Genomic DNA, 13,349 nt, shown 5'->3' on the forward strand with positions numbered 1-13,349 from the left:
CACACGCATGGCACAGCAACCAAGCCGTTCCGCACTGGCGCGTGCCTTCGCCGCCAGCCTCTCCGGTACCGCCCTGGAGTGGTACGACTTCGCGATCTACTCCTCGGCCGCCGCGCTGGTCTTCGGGCACCTGTTCTTCCCGAGCGGCGACGCGCTGACCGAGACGCTGATCGCCTTCTCCACCTACGCGGTCGGCTACGTCTCGCGCCCGCTCGGCGGGATCGTCTTCGGCAGGCTCGGCGACGTGATCGGCCGCAAACGGGTCCTGGTGATCACGTTGCTGCTCACCGGGATCGCCACCTTCCTCATCGGCGTGCTGCCCACCCACGACCAGATCGGCACCAGCGCCGGAGTCCTGCTGGTGCTGCTGCGCTTCGCCCAGGGCGTCGGGCTCGGCGGCGAGTGGGGCGGCGCGGTCCTGCTGTCCAGCGAGTTCGGCGACCCGGAGCGACGCGGTTTCTGGGCGTCGGCGGCCCAGGTCGGCCCGCCCGCGGGAACCCTGCTGGCCAACGGCGTGCTCGCCGTGCTCACCGGGACGCTGAGCCGGGAGCAGTTCCTGAGCTGGGGCTGGCGAGTGGCGTTCCTGCTCTCCGCGGTTCTTGTCCTCTTTGGACTGTGGATCAGGGTGAAACTGGAGGAAACGCCTGTCTTCAAAGCGATCGCGGAGCACGGAGATCGCCCCGTCGCGCCGGTCCGCGAGGTCTTCAGCACGCAGGCCCGCCCGCTGATCGCCGCGATCCTGTGCCGGGTCTGCCCCGACGTGCTCTACGCGTTGTTCGCGGTGTTCACGCTGACCTACACCACCCAGGTCCTCAAGCTGCCGCAGAGCTGGGCGCTCACCGCGATCATGATCGGCTCGGCCACGCAGCTCGTGCTGATCCCGCTCGCCGGGGCGCTCTCCGACATCTGGGGCCGACGGAGAACCTATGCCGTGGCAACGGTGTGCGCGGTCGCGTGGCCGTTCGTGTTCTTCCCGCTCGCCGAGCAGCGTTCGCTGTTCTTGTTGGTACTGGGCGTGATCGGCGGCCTGGCGATCCACTCGTTCCTCTACGGGCCGCAAGCGGCGTTCATCTCCGAGCAGTTCGCGCCGCGCCTGCGCTACACCGGAAGCTCGCTGGCCTACACCCTCGCAGGCGTGATCGGCGGAGCGGTGGCGCCGCTGCTGTTCACCTGGCTCTTCGCCGAATTCGGCAGCTGGCTGGCCGTAGCCGCCTACCTAGCCGTCACCGGCGCGATCACCCTGGTGGGCGTCCGCCTCGGCCGAGACCCCCACCAAGCCGAAGCCGAAGACCGCGCCCTCACCCCCACGTGACCCCGTCTTCAAGCACACCCAACCCCCGCCCCAGCTATCGCAAACCGCCACGAACCCCGGGGTTGGGGGCGGTTTGAGACGGCTCGCGGGTGGGTTCGGGGTACTTGAAGACGCCCCGTCCACGGTCAGGAGGTGAGGAGGATGTCGCGGGTGGTTTCGAGGTGGTGAGTGATCGCGGCGGCGGCGGCTTCGACGTCACCGGCCTCCAGGGCGGAGACGATCGCCTCGTGCTCGTCGAGCACCGCCTTCTGCCTGCCGGGCGCGCGCACCAGCGCGGTGACACCGCAGCGGATCTGCCGGGCGCGCAAGCCCTCGTACATCCGGGCCATCAGCTCGTTCCCGGTCGCCGCGACCAGGGCGGAGTGGAACTCGTGATCAAGCTCGATGAACTCGCCCTCATCCCCTTCGCTCATCAGGAGCCCTTGCCGCGCAAGGGTTTTCCGCATCGCAGCGACCACGGGGGAGCCGATCGCGCGCTCGGCCGCGTGCCGCTCGATCACCCCGCGCAGCTCCATCAGCTCGGCGATCTCCCGCCCCGAAACCGGAGCGATGTAGGCGCCCTTCTTCGGCACCAGGCGAACGAGGTCCTCGGCGGCCAGCATCAGCAGGGCCTCGCGGATGGGGGTGCGGGAGACGCCGATCCGATCGGCGATGTCCTGTTCGCTGATGAAGCTGCCCTGCTGCGCCGGATCGCTGAGCACGGTGTTCCGCAGGAACTCGTAAGCCCGATCCCGCCCTGACCTCATTGCCCACCACCTTGCATACAGTGAGCATACAAAGAGACCAGGAGGAGCCCGTGCGCATCGCCCTGTGCCAGATCGTTTCCGGACCCGATCCGGCCGCAAACCTGGAGCTCGTGCGCGAGCACGTCCGCCGGGCGGAGGGCGCCGACCTGGTCGTCTTCCCCGAGGCGACCATGGCCTGCTTCGGCGGCCCCAAGCTCGCCGAGGTCGCCGAGCCGCTCGACGGACCGTGGGCGAGCGCCGTGCGGGAGATCGCCGTGGCGGCCGGGGTCACCGTGCTCGCGGGCATGTTCACGCCGGAGCCGGACGGGCGTGTACGCAACACGCTGCTGATCACCGGACCGGGCGGGCACCAGGGCTACGACAAGATCCATCTCTTTGACGCCTTCGGTTTCCAGGAGTCCGCGACCGTCGCGCCCGGCACCGACGCGGTCACCTTCGACGTCGGCGGGACCACGGTCGGCGCCGCGGTCTGCTACGACGTGCGCTTCCCCGAACTGTTCCGCGCGCTCGCCGACCGCGGCGCCAAGGTGATCGTGGTGACCGCGTCGTGGGGCGCCGGGCCGGGCAAGCGCGAGCAGTGGGAGCTGCTGGTCCGGGCGCGGGCGCTGGACACGACGTCCTGGGTGGTCGCGGTCGGCCAGGCGGACCCGGCCAGCGTCGGGCTCCCCCAGCAGGGCACAGCGCCGACCGGGATCGGCTTCAGCCTCGTCGCGGACCCGTTCGGGCGCGCGCACACGACGTTTGACGCTGAGCCCGAAACGCGAGTCATCCTCATTGACCCCGAAGAGGTCGAGCCCGCCCGCGCGGCCATTCCGGTGCTGGTCAACCGCAGGCTCTGAGCCGGGCGAAAATCCGCCGAAAATCCAGCGAAAGCGGAGACGGCCCGGAAATCTCCTTCTCGATACTTTCGGCGAATGCGGCTGCTGATCGTCGAGGACGAGCCGGACCTGGCGACCGGGCTCAAAGCCGGGCTGACGCACGCGGGCTACGCGGTGGACACCGCGGCGACCGGGTGCGCCGGACTGGACAAGGCCCGGACCCACTCCTACGACCTCGTCATCCTTGACCTGAACCTGCCCGACATCGACGGGCTCGACCTGTGCCAGAAGCTGTTGGCCGAGCAGGTCGAGCAGCCGCCGCGCATCCTGATGCTCACCGCGCGCGGCGGCCTGGCCGACCGGGTCCGGGGCCTGGACCGCGGGGCGGATGACTACCTGGTGAAACCGTTCGCGCTGGCCGAACTCCTTGCCAGAGTGCGGGTTCTGCTGCGCCGGGACGTCTACGCGGGCGGCTGCGTGCAGCGGCTGGGCGACCTGGAGCTGGACACGGCACGGGGCACGGTGTCCCGCGCGGGAACGCCATTGTCGTTGACCCGCAAGGAGTTCGGGGTCCTGCGCTACCTGATGACCAGGCCGGGGCACGTCGTCTCCGCCGAGGACCTGCTCGAACACGTGTGGGACGAGCACGCCAACCCGTTCACCGAGACCGTCCGCGTCACCGTGGGCACGTTGCGCCGCAAGGTAACCGTGCCCGACGCGCCCCCGCTGATCGAAACCGTGGTCGGGCGTGGCTACAGACTGAAGGAAGTCGGGTGACCCTCAGCTCTTGGACGTCGACGATCCGCTTCCGGATGACCGTCACGTACTCCGCGTGGGTCTTCACCCTCGGCGTCGTCGTGCTCGGTCTGCTGTACCTCAGCGTCCTGGCCTCGGTGGACGAGGCCAAGAAGCCGATGAAGGCCATCGAGCACATGGCGCTGGACAACGGCGGCAGCGTGATCATCGCCAAGAAGTTCGAGGCCGTGATGCACGACTGGGAGCGGGAGACCACCTACGGCGCGGTGGCGCTGCTCGGCCGGTACTCGCTGTTCGCGCTGGCGCTGCTGTTCCTGCTCAGCCTCGCGGTCGGCTGGTGGCAGGCAGGCCGCGCGCTGCGCCCGATCCGCCGGATCACCAGCACCACCAGGGAGATCACCGCGACCGACCTGAGCCGCCGGATCGCGCTCGACGGCCCCCAGGACGAGCTGCGCGAGCTCGCCGAGACCATCGACGGCATGCTGGCCCGGCTCAACACGGCCTTCGAGGACCAGCGCAGGCTGCTCGGCGACGCCTCGCACGAGCTGCGCAACCCGCTGGCGATCATCCAGACCAGCATGGACGCCGTGCTCTCCCGCGACGACGTGGGCCCGGCGCAGCGCCGCGAGGCGACCGCGATCGTCGGGCGGGCGCTGAACAGGATGGGCGGGCTGGTCGAGGACCTGCTCGCCACCGGTCGCCGCGACGCGCTCGCCTTCGCCGAGGCCGATATCGAGCTGGCCGGGATCGCCGCCGACGCCGGGGCCGAGTACCGGCTGCTCGCCGAGGACTCCGGCGTGGAGCTGACCGAGGAGCACGAGCCGGGCCCGACCGTGATCGGTGACCGCGACGCGCTGCGCCGGGCGGTGGCGAACGTGCTCAGCAACGCCGTGCGGGTGGCGCCGCCGGGCAGCTCCGTCCGGCTCGCCTCGGGCGGGGCTGGCGGCTGGTGCTGGATCGCGGTCCGCGACGAGGGTCCCGGCATCCCGAAGGAGGACCACAGCCGCGTCTTCGACCGGTTCTGGCAGGCCGCGCAGCGCTCGGCGGCGACGAGCGGGCACAGCGGGCTCGGGCTGGCGATCGTCCGGCAGATCGTCGAGGGCCACGGCGGCTGGGTCGGCCTGGACAGCGTTCCCGGCACCGGGAGCACCTTCGTGCTCTGGTTCCCCGACAGCCGCCGGGAACCGGCCGACCGGGAAGTGCGGCCGACCGGAATCCCCGCTTTCAGCTGAAAAGGGGAACGGAGCGAGTCGGGTGTGCTCCGTTCCCCTTTTTCTCAGCGCTTCACACAGAAGGCGTGCAGCTCGGCGACGGCGATGTACTTGTCGTGGTCCTTCTTCAGCATGAGCGACTCGTGAATGGGCTTGCACTTCGTCCCAGTGCGCTTCTCGTGCTCGGCGAGACCCTTCGCCACGCCGATCTTGGCACCCTTGACGGCCTCGTTCTCGGTCTTGCCGATGCCGATCCCCTTGATCACGATCTTGCTGTGGCCGGGCTTGCCCGGGACCGGGTGATCAGCGGTGACCTGGCTCTCGGCCGGGGCGGCGGCCAACGCGGCGGGGGCTCCGGCGAGCGGGATCGCGACCATCAGCGCGCCTACGGCCAGAAACGACTTGAGCGAGGGCAGTGCCATGAGAACTCTCCATCCGGTTTCGATGAAAACCAACGAGAGAGAGTCAAGCAGGCGACCCAGAAAAGGAGCCGAAAGAAATCGCGACGCTGCCCGCCACTACCGCGAACAATGTCAAGCAGCGGTGAAGCGAAAGGCGTCCAGCGCTAACCGGGGGTCGGGCGCCACAACGGCGGCCCGCGCGCGCTGCGGGGCCCGCGAGGCGACACAGCTCTTGGCCCGGGACCGGTCCTCGACCGGGGCGAACGGAACCAGGACGTCGAGCAGCATCGGGTTGGTCGGCAGGTCGAACAGCTCGATGTGGAAGGCGCCGTCCGGGAGGGACAGCCCGGCGACCACGTCGGCGGCGGCCTCGGTCAGCCGGGCCTGGGCGACCTGGTTGGTCACGGGGACCCGGCCCGCGCCGGGGCCGACGTAGTAGAACAACCGCGACGCGACGATCCGGCCGTCCACCGCGATGCCCTCGACGTGGCAGACCGGCGCGATCACCCACTCCTCGAAGAGCACGTCGGCGTCCGGGTCGAGGTCGGCGAGGTCGTCGAACGAGGTGAGCCTGCGGATGCCCGCGTCGCACCGCGCGACCGGCTTGGCGATCACCGGCGTGCGGAAGTCCCAGTCCTCCAGCGCGACGCGGTCGAGCAGCTGCACGGTCCGCAGCCCGGCGGCGACGGCGCGCCGGTGCGACTCGCGCCGATCAAGAGGGGCGCTTTCCGTTGCGGCGCAAGGAAGGCCGAGGGTGGCGCGCAGCCGCGCGGCGAGCGGGATGCTCCTCGCGTCCAGTGGCACGACACGGTCCGGGCGACCCCAGCGGAGGTTCATCTCCGCGAGCGCGTCGGCCAGCAGTGTCTCCTCGCCGGAGCAGGTGATCAGCCAGGCGTCGGCACCGAGCCGCTCGCACGCCCAGTCGTGGTCCCGCACGCCGCTGGAGAGCAGCAGCAGGCGGGGCCGGACGGTGTCTGCCGAAACCGGGTCTGCCGAAACTGGGCGGTCCGAGGAGGTGGCCACAGAGTTACCCCCGAATTTCCGAACAACTTTCACATGCATGACTGCCTGCGGACAGATACTAACGGAAAAGAGCCCCCGCGTGGACCATCCGGGTGATCGTTTCGGCGCAATCCTTATTGAAACTTCATCTTGCTCACCCGTTGTGCATGGGAACGCGGTAGTGAGCACCGAATGACCTACTCCAGGTCCATCCCCAGATCGAGCGCACTCGCGGAGTGGGTCAGCCCGCCGACCGCGAGGAAGTCCACGCCGGTCTCCGCGTAGGCCCGCGCCACCTCCAGGCTCAGCCCGCCGGATGCCTCCAGCCGCGCGGGCGCGCCCGCGGCCCGGTTGCGGCGGACGGCCTCGGCGCACTCCTCGACGGTGAAGTTGTCCAGCAGCACCAGCTCGGCGCGCTCGGCCAGCACCTCGTCCAGCTCGGCGAGCGAACCCACCTCGACCTCGCACTCCAGCTCCGGCGAGTGGGCGCGGGCCGCCTTGAGCGCCGCCCCGACCGAGCCCGCGGCGACCACGTGGTTGTCCTTGATCAGGATCGCGTCGCCGAGGCCGAGCCGGTGGTTGCGCCCGCCACCGCAGCGCACCGCGTACTTCTGCGACAGCCGGAGGCCGGGCAGGGTCTTGCGGCTGTCCCGCACCACGCAGCCGGTGCCCTCGATCTCCGCCACCCACGCCGCGGTCGTCGTCGCGACCCCGGACAGGTGGCACAGCAGGTTCAGCGCGGTCCGCTCGGCGGTCAGCAGCCCCCGCACCGGACCGCGCAGCCGGAGCGCGGACTCCCCGGCTCGCAGCCGCGAACCGTCCGGCCGCACGCCGAGCACCTGGTAACCGCCGACGCCGAGCACCGCGTCGAACACGGCCAGCGCCAACGGCCCGCCCGCGAGCACGCCCGGCACGCGCGGGTTGATGTCCGCGACCGCGATGGCCCCGGCGGACACCGTGGCCAGCGTCGTCGCGTCCGCGCCGTAGCGCAGGTCCTCGTTCAGCGCGGTGTCGACGACCCGGCGCACGTCCTCCAGGTCCAGGCCCGCCTCGGCGAGGTTGATCTGCGTCTCCGGCGACAGTGATCTCATGTCGCCTCCGCGCGGAAAAGTACGTCGGCGAGCGGCCTCATGCCGCACCTCCCAATGCGATGGTGCTCAGCAGCACAGGCTGCCCGGATACGTCCAAGCGGAGCGGCAGGCTCCGCAGCCACCGCGCGTCGTCGCGGCCAGGGTGGTCCAGCCGCACGTGGCAGCCACGCGACTCGGTGCGCGCGTCGGCCGCCGTCAGCAGAGCTCGTGCGGCCAGCGCGAGCGCGGCGTCCTCCACGGCTCGATGTGTCCTCAGTGGACGGTGCACTGAGGACTCCAGGGCACTCAGCGCGGCCGCGAGCCCCGCCGCGTCCCTGCCGATCCCGGCGTAGCGGCTCATCGCGTCCTGCAACGGTTCCCGGTCCGCGACGAGAGCCGCGGGCAGATCGGTGACCTCCACCGCACGCGGATCGCCGAGCAGACCGGCACCGCGGTCGAACGCGATCGCGCGCGCCGCCCGCGCTCCGACGACGAGTCCTTCGAGCAAGCTGTTGGACGCCAGGCGGTTCGCACCGTGCAGCCCGGTGCGCGCCACCTCACCCGCCGCGTACAAGCCGGTCAGCGACGTGCGTCCATCCACAGTGGACATAACGCCGCCGCACGCGAAATGTGCCGCGGGCGCAACGGGAATCCCGTCCGTCGCGGGATCGACCCCGACCTCCTCGCACGCCGCGTGGACCGTGGGGAACCGCCGCCGAAAGGCTTCGCCGCCGAGATGCGTGGCGTCCAGGTACACGTGGTTGGTGCCGGTTTCGGTCATGCGCCTGGTGATCGCGGCGGCGACCACGTCACGCGGAGCCAGGTCGCCCAGCGGGTGCACCCCCGTCATCACGCGCTCGCCGAACGCGTCGACGAGCACCGCGCCCTCGCCGCGAACCGCCTCGGTGACCAGCGGACACCGTCCACGCGCACCGGCTCCGGTGAACAACACCGTGGGGTGGAACTGGACGAACTCCACGTCCGCGACGGCCGCCCCGGCGCGCAACGCGAGCGCGAGCCCGTCCGCCGTGGCTACCTCGGGGTTGGACGTCGCCTGGAACAGCTGGCCGAGTCCGCCGGTGGCGAGCAGGACCGCCGGTGCGCGGAGCACTCCGGGAACCCCGTCGCCGTCGAGCACCTGCAAGCCAGCAACCTGTCCGGCTGGCGTGTGCAGTGCTTGAACCGCGATGTGGTTGTGCAGCACGGGAACCCGGCCGTCGCGCACCGAGGACAGCAGCGCGCGCTCGACCTCCGCTCCGGTCGCGTCGCCACCCGCGTGCACGACGCGGAACGCGCTGTGGCCGCCTTCGCGGGTACGGGCGAACTTGCCGCCCTCGCCGAGGTCGAAGGCCGCGCCGAGCCGCATCAGCTTGCGCACGGCGGCCGGGCCGTCCTGGATGATCGCGGCCGTGGCGAGCTCGTCGCAGAGCCCCGCGCCCGCCGTCAACGTGTCCGCGATGTGGCGGTCCACCGAGTCGCCCGCGTCGTGTTGGCCAGGCAGGACAACGGCCACACCGCCTTGCGCCCAACGGGTGTTGCCGTCCTCGGCCGACGCCTTGGTGATCACCAGGACACGTAGGCCCAGCTCGTGGGCGGTGAGCGCGGCGGTCAGCCCCGCGACGCCGGTCCCGACCACGACAACGTCGGCGCGCGCTTCCCAGTTGGCCGCGCCGACCTCGCGCAGCGGCGCGGTCACTCGCCACCGCCCGGTGTGCCGATCTCGATCATGCGCTGCACGGCGCCGCGGGCCCGGCGGGCGGTCTCCGCGTCGACGTGCACCTCGTCGGCGTTCTCCCGCAGGCCCCGCAGCAGCGCCGCCGGGGTGATCATCTTCATGTACGGGCAGGACGCGCGCTCGTTCACCGCGCGGAAGTCGATCTCCGGGGCGGCCTTGCGCAGCTGGTGCAGCATGCCGACCTCGGTGGCGACCAGCACGGAGGTGGCCGAGGTGCTGCGGGCGGCCTTCACCATGTCACCGGTCGAGAGGATCTTGACCTGCTCGGCGGGCACGGTGCCCTCGCCCGCCAGGTAGAGCGCCGAGGTCGCGCAGCCGCACTCCGGGTGGATGAACAGGTCGGCGTCCGGGAACGCGGCGGCCCGCTCGGCCAGCTCCGGGCCGTTGATCCCGGCGTGCACGTGGCACTCGCCCGCCCACACGTGGATGTTGTCCCGCCCGGTCTCGCGGCGAACGTGCGCGCCGAGGAACTGGTCCGGCAGGAACAGCACCTCGCGGTCCTCGGGGATCGAGCGGACCACGTCCACCGCGTTCGAGGAGGTGCAGCAGATGTCGGTCTCCGCCTTCACGTCGGCGGTGGTGTTGACGTAGGAGACGACGACTGCGCCGGGGTGCTCGGCCTTCCACGCCCGCAGCTGGTCGGCGGTGATCGAGTCGGCCAGCGAGCAGCCCGCGCGGGCGTCCGGGATCAGCACCGTCTTGTCCGGGCTGAGGATCTTCGCCGTCTCCGCCATGAAGTGCACGCCGCAGAACACGATCGTCGAGGCGTCGCTCTCGGCGGCGATCCGGCTCAGCGCGAGGGAGTCGCCGGTGTGGTCGGCGATGTCCTGGATCTCCGGGAGCTGGTAGTTGTGCGCGAGCAGCACCGCGTCGCGCTTCCTGGCCAGGTCCCGCACTTCTTCCGCCCAGGCGGCGTCGGGGGTGACTCCGCTGTACGGGGCGATCTCCGTCGTGCTCATCGGGGCTCTCCTCGCTGCCTGCCGGGCGCTTGCCCGTCGCCCGGGTTTTCGCCTAACAAGCGAAAACGGGTTCGATGGTATCAACTTCAGTGATGGCGGTACATGAGGTGCTCGCAGCTGTGCTGCAGGTGAGATCCGGTTCACTCCAGGTGCTGCTGTGGCAGCGGGCCCTGGACCCCGACAAGGGACGCTGGTCGCTGCCCGGCGGCAGGCTGGGCCCGGCCGAGGACGTCGAGACCTCGATCCGCCGCCAGCTGGCCGAGAAGGTCGACGTCCGCCAGCTCACCCACGTCGAGCAGCTGGCCGTCTTCAGCGCCCCCGGCCGCGTGCCGGGCGAGCGCGTGGTCGCGACGGCCTTCCTCGGGCTGGTCCCCTGCGACGTCGACCCCGTGCTGCCCGAGGACACCGCGTGGCACCCCGTCGCCGCGCTGCCGGAGTCGGCCTTCGACCACGACGCCATCGTGCAGAAAGCCCGGGATCGCTTGCGCGCCAAGCTGTCCTACACCAACCTCGGCTTCGCGCTGGCCGGGCGGGAGTTCACCGTCTCCACGCTGCGCGAGCTGTACTCGGCCGCGCTGGGCTACCGGGTCTCGGCGACCAACCTGCAACGCGTGCTCTCCCGCCGCGGTCTGCTCGAACCCACCGGGAGCACCGCCCCGCCCGGCCCCTCCGGCGGTCGCCCGGCCGCGCTGTTCCGCTTCGTCGCCCGCGGCCTCCAGGTCACCGACCCCTTCGCCGTGTTCCGCCCACCCTCGCCCGACCGCCCGGCGCGGTCGGCACGATGGCCTTAGTGTCAGCCAAGTGACCGAGACGCTTCCCCTCTTCCCCCTTGGCGCCGTGCTGCTGCCGGGAGCGTCCATGCCGTTGCACATCTTCGAGCCCCGCTACCGCCAACTGGTGATAGACCTCGTGAAGGGCCTGCGCCCGGAGCGCACCTTCGGCGTGGTCTCCGTGCGCCAGGGATGGGACATGCGCACCGACGACATGGCCGCCGTGCACCGCGTCGGCTGTTCCGCGCTGCTGCGCGAGGCCCGCCAGCTCCCCGAGGGCCGCTACGACATCGTCGTGCGCGGGCGGCGGCGCTTCCGGCTCGTCGACGTCGACCACCACGCGGCGCCCTACCTCGTGGCCGAGGTGAAGTGGCTGCCCGACGCGCCCGTGACCGACTCCGAGCTCGTCGCCAAGCTCGCCGACCTCGCCCGTGCCGCGCACCGCGCGTACTGCACGACCGCGTGGCGCGAGGAGGACTGGCGAGAGCCCTGCACCTCCGAGGACATGACCACGCTGGCCCACGTGCTCGCCGAGGACTGCCTGCTGTCGCTGGACGACCGGCAACGGCTGCTGGAGGAGGGCGACCCGGTGCGCCGGCTCCGCATGGTCCGCGGCCTGCTCAAGCGCGAGGCCGAGATCCTCCGTTCGCTCCGCGCCGTCCCCGCGCCGCTGTCGGAGTTCGCCGCCGACTTCGCCAAGAACTGACGCTCGACTTTTCGTTTTTTTCGAATATCCTGGGGGTTGGCCCGCCGGGAGGACACGATGAGTACAGCACTGGAACGCCACACCGTGCTGCCACCCAAGCAGCACCTCGAACACCTCAACGAACTCGCCCAGGTGCTGCACCTCCCCCAGCGCGCGACCCTGGTCGACCCGGACGGCACGCACATCTCCTTGCCCCCGGAGGTCTACGACGTGCTGCGCACCGTGGTTGACGCGCTGTCCCAGGGCATGGCGATCACCATTGCCCCGCACACAACGCTCCTGACCACCCAAGAGGCGGCCGACCTGCTGGGCATCTCACGCCCCACGCTGGTCCGGCTGCTGGAGGACGGGGAGATCGAGTTCCACATGCGCGGACGGCACCGTCGCGTACTGCTGAGTGATGTCGTCGCTTATCAGGAACGAGCGCGAGAGCGACGCCGCGCCGTGCTCGACGAGATGACGCGATCCGCTGCCGAGGACGGCACCTACGACAATGGGGACGGATTTATCCGTACACGTTGACTGCGACACAATCGCACGGTGGCTTTTCCCGTCTTCCTCGACGCGTGCGTCCTGGTGCCCATCCGGCTCGCCGATCTCCTGCTGAGGCTCGCAGAGGCGGGAACATATCGAGCGTTGTGGTCGAACGAGGTGCTGGACGAGGTCGAACGGAATCTCCCCAAGCTCGGAGTCTCACCGGAGAAGGCCGCGATTCGCATCGGGCACATGCGCCGCGAATTCCCGGACGCCATGATCACGGGATACGAGGATCTCGTTCCCGCCATGACGAACGATCACAAAGACCGGCATGTGCTGGCTGCGGCGATCCGCGGTGACGCAGCCGTACTCGTCACCGCGAACCTCGCCGATTTCCCCTCATCGGCACTCGCGCCCTACGACATCGACGCGATGCATCCGGATGACTTTCTCTTGGACCAGCTCGACTTGCATCCGATCAGCACGCTGCGGTGCCTACTGGAACAGATCAGCGCCCACCGCAACCCCGCAGTGAGCGCTGACGAATTCCTGACGCGATTCGCAAGAACCGTGCCACGATTTGTCCGGGCAGTTCGCTCCGGCAGCCACTTTCCGCGTTAGAGACCCGGGTTCCCCAGTCTTCAAGGACCCCCAACCCGCCTCCCAGCGATCGCTAACCGCAGCAAACCCCCGGACGGCGGCGGGATTTGGTGCGGTTAAAGACGCGTCGGAGGGGGGTTGGGGGTACTTGAAGACGCCCCAACCACCTCAGCGGTCGAAGCGGCGGCCCAGGTCGTCGGTGCCGTTCCACGCCGTGGCGACCCCGTAGGCCAACAGCGCCGTGGTCGGCTGCGCCAGCACCGCCCACCACAGCGTCAGCGCCGGGGCCTGCACCAGCACGTCACCGATCTGCAGCGAACCCGGCACCGGGTACCACCACCCGGCGAACAGCCCGCTCAGCTGGATCGCGAGCGCCGCGGCGGCCGCGGAGCCGAGGCCGGTGGCGATCATCATCACCGGCCCGCGCCGCCGCCGCAGCAGCCACATGCCGAAGCCGGTGAGCAGGCCGACGCCCAGGCCGATCAGCAGGAACACGGCGAGCGCGTCGTAGCGGTGGTAGCTCTCCCACGGCAGGCTGACCAGCTCGCCCTTGCTGTTGACCACCTTGCGCTCGCCCGGCGCGAGCAGCGACCAGGCGAAGGCCACCGGGACGCCGAGCAGCGAGATGAACGAGAACGCGCTCAGCGAGGGCAGCAGGTCGGCCTTGACCACCACCCGGGGCCTGGGCGGCTCGGGCAGCGCGAAGGGCGGTTCGTAGAAGTCGGAGTCGGTGGCCGCCGGTATCCGCACCGGCACCGCACGACCGCCCTGCTGCTCGGTCAACCC

The 13,349-nt window shown here is 70.5% G+C and carries 15 protein-coding genes; 8 read left to right on the forward strand and 7 right to left on the reverse strand.

Annotated features, from left to right (window positions below):
• Window positions 1-7: 7 nt before the first annotated feature.
• Window positions 8-1,312, forward strand: a complete 1,305-nt coding sequence (locus tag NLX83_RS00425) for an MFS transporter (protein ID WP_254232860.1) — start codon at window positions 8-10, stop codon at window positions 1,310-1,312.
• A 125-nt stretch (window positions 1,313-1,437) separates the two neighbouring features.
• Here the strand turns inward: NLX83_RS00425 and NLX83_RS00430 are convergent, their stop codons facing one another.
• Entirely contained in the window at window positions 1,438-2,058 is a 621-nt protein-coding gene (locus tag NLX83_RS00430; RefSeq protein ID WP_254232861.1) for a GntR family transcriptional regulator, read from the reverse strand.
• A gap of 20 nt (window positions 2,059-2,078) precedes the next feature.
• Between NLX83_RS00430 and NLX83_RS00435 the strand changes: the two genes are divergently transcribed.
• The 3 genes from NLX83_RS00435 (at window position 2,079) to NLX83_RS00445 (ending at window position 4,864) form a co-directional block, all read left to right on the forward strand.
• A complete protein-coding gene (locus NLX83_RS00435) occupies window positions 2,079-2,897 on the forward strand; it encodes a carbon-nitrogen hydrolase family protein (protein WP_441296802.1) in 819 nt (272 codons plus the stop codon).
• A 75-nt stretch (window positions 2,898-2,972) separates the two neighbouring features.
• Window positions 2,973-3,653: a response regulator transcription factor gene (locus NLX83_RS00440; protein ID WP_254232862.1), complete on the forward strand. Its 681-nt coding sequence runs from the start codon at window positions 2,973-2,975 to the stop codon at window positions 3,651-3,653.
• Window positions 3,650-4,864, forward strand: coding sequence for a sensor histidine kinase (locus tag NLX83_RS00445; protein ID WP_254232863.1), 1,215 nt, complete (start codon window positions 3,650-3,652; stop codon window positions 4,862-4,864). Before NLX83_RS00440 ends, NLX83_RS00445 begins: the two co-directional genes overlap by 4 nt.
• A gap of 44 nt (window positions 4,865-4,908) precedes the next feature.
• Here the strand turns inward: NLX83_RS00445 and NLX83_RS00450 are convergent, their stop codons facing one another.
• From NLX83_RS00450 to nadA, 5 genes are all read right to left on the reverse strand, one after another.
• A complete protein-coding gene (locus NLX83_RS00450; RefSeq protein ID WP_254232864.1) occupies window positions 4,909-5,265 on the reverse strand; it encodes a hypothetical protein in 357 nt (118 codons plus the stop codon).
• Between the two features lie 111 nt (window positions 5,266-5,376).
• Entirely contained in the window at window positions 5,377-6,267 is an 891-nt protein-coding gene (locus NLX83_RS00455) for a hypothetical protein (RefSeq protein ID WP_254232865.1), read from the reverse strand.
• A 176-nt stretch (window positions 6,268-6,443) separates the two neighbouring features.
• Window positions 6,444-7,337: a carboxylating nicotinate-nucleotide diphosphorylase gene (gene nadC / locus NLX83_RS00460; protein WP_254232866.1), complete on the reverse strand. Its 894-nt coding sequence runs from the start codon at window positions 7,335-7,337 to the stop codon at window positions 6,444-6,446.
• Window positions 7,338-7,374: 37 nt separating this feature from the next.
• Window positions 7,375-9,012, reverse strand: a complete 1,638-nt coding sequence (locus NLX83_RS00465) for an L-aspartate oxidase (protein WP_254232867.1) — start codon at window positions 9,010-9,012, stop codon at window positions 7,375-7,377.
• A complete protein-coding gene (gene nadA / locus NLX83_RS00470; RefSeq protein ID WP_254232868.1) occupies window positions 9,009-10,010 on the reverse strand; it encodes a quinolinate synthase NadA in 1,002 nt (333 codons plus the stop codon). Before nadA ends, NLX83_RS00465 begins: the two co-directional genes overlap by 4 nt.
• Before the next feature lie 92 nt (window positions 10,011-10,102).
• On the opposite strand from nadA, the gene NLX83_RS00475 reads away from it, so the two are divergent.
• The 4 genes from NLX83_RS00475 to NLX83_RS00490 are packed head-to-tail and all read left to right on the forward strand — an operon-like array spanning window position 10,103 to window position 12,584.
• Entirely contained in the window at window positions 10,103-10,801 is a 699-nt protein-coding gene (locus tag NLX83_RS00475; protein ID WP_254232869.1) for an NUDIX hydrolase, read from the forward strand.
• A 10-nt stretch (window positions 10,802-10,811) separates the two neighbouring features.
• On the forward strand, window positions 10,812-11,486 hold the full coding sequence (locus NLX83_RS00480; protein ID WP_254232870.1) for an LON peptidase substrate-binding domain-containing protein: 675 nt from the start codon (window positions 10,812-10,814) through the stop codon (window positions 11,484-11,486).
• A gap of 57 nt (window positions 11,487-11,543) precedes the next feature.
• Window positions 11,544-12,008 (forward strand): helix-turn-helix domain-containing protein, encoded by a 465-nt coding sequence (locus NLX83_RS00485; RefSeq protein WP_254232871.1) that lies wholly within the window; start codon window positions 11,544-11,546, stop codon window positions 12,006-12,008.
• A gap of 18 nt (window positions 12,009-12,026) precedes the next feature.
• Window positions 12,027-12,584, forward strand: a complete 558-nt coding sequence (locus NLX83_RS00490) for a PIN domain-containing protein (RefSeq protein ID WP_254232872.1) — start codon at window positions 12,027-12,029, stop codon at window positions 12,582-12,584.
• A gap of 147 nt (window positions 12,585-12,731) precedes the next feature.
• Here the strand turns inward: NLX83_RS00490 and NLX83_RS00495 are convergent, their stop codons facing one another.
• Window positions 12,732-13,346, reverse strand: coding sequence for a DUF2567 domain-containing protein (locus NLX83_RS00495; protein ID WP_254232873.1), 615 nt, complete (start codon window positions 13,344-13,346; stop codon window positions 12,732-12,734).
• Between the last annotated feature and the right edge of the window lie 3 nt (window positions 13,347-13,349).

The organism is Allokutzneria sp. A3M-2-11 16 (assembly GCF_024213555.1).
Taxonomy (GTDB): Bacteria; Actinomycetota; Actinomycetes; order Mycobacteriales; family Pseudonocardiaceae; genus Allokutzneria.

Excerpts from the sequence above, each read along its gene's own strand:
- NLX83_RS00485 (WP_254232871.1), top strand. The coding sequence starts at position 11,544 with ATGAGTACAGCACTGGAACGCCACACCGTGCTGCCACCCAAGCAGCAC.
- NLX83_RS00440 (WP_254232862.1), top strand. The coding sequence starts at position 2,973 with ATGCGGCTGCTGATCGTCGAGGACGAGCCGGACCTGGCGACCGGGCTC.
- NLX83_RS00425 (WP_254232860.1), top strand. The coding sequence starts at position 8 with ATGGCACAGCAACCAAGCCGTTCCGCACTGGCGCGTGCCTTCGCCGCC.
- nadA (WP_254232868.1), bottom strand. The coding sequence starts at position 10,010 with ATGAGCACGACGGAGATCGCCCCGTACAGCGGAGTCACCCCCGACGCC.
- nadC (WP_254232866.1), bottom strand. The coding sequence starts at position 7,337 with ATGAGATCACTGTCGCCGGAGACGCAGATCAACCTCGCCGAGGCGGGC.
- NLX83_RS00475 (WP_254232869.1), top strand. The coding sequence starts at position 10,103 with ATGGCGGTACATGAGGTGCTCGCAGCTGTGCTGCAGGTGAGATCCGGT.
- NLX83_RS00450 (WP_254232864.1), bottom strand. The coding sequence starts at position 5,265 with ATGGCACTGCCCTCGCTCAAGTCGTTTCTGGCCGTAGGCGCGCTGATG.
- NLX83_RS00430 (WP_254232861.1), bottom strand. The coding sequence starts at position 2,058 with ATGAGGTCAGGGCGGGATCGGGCTTACGAGTTCCTGCGGAACACCGTG.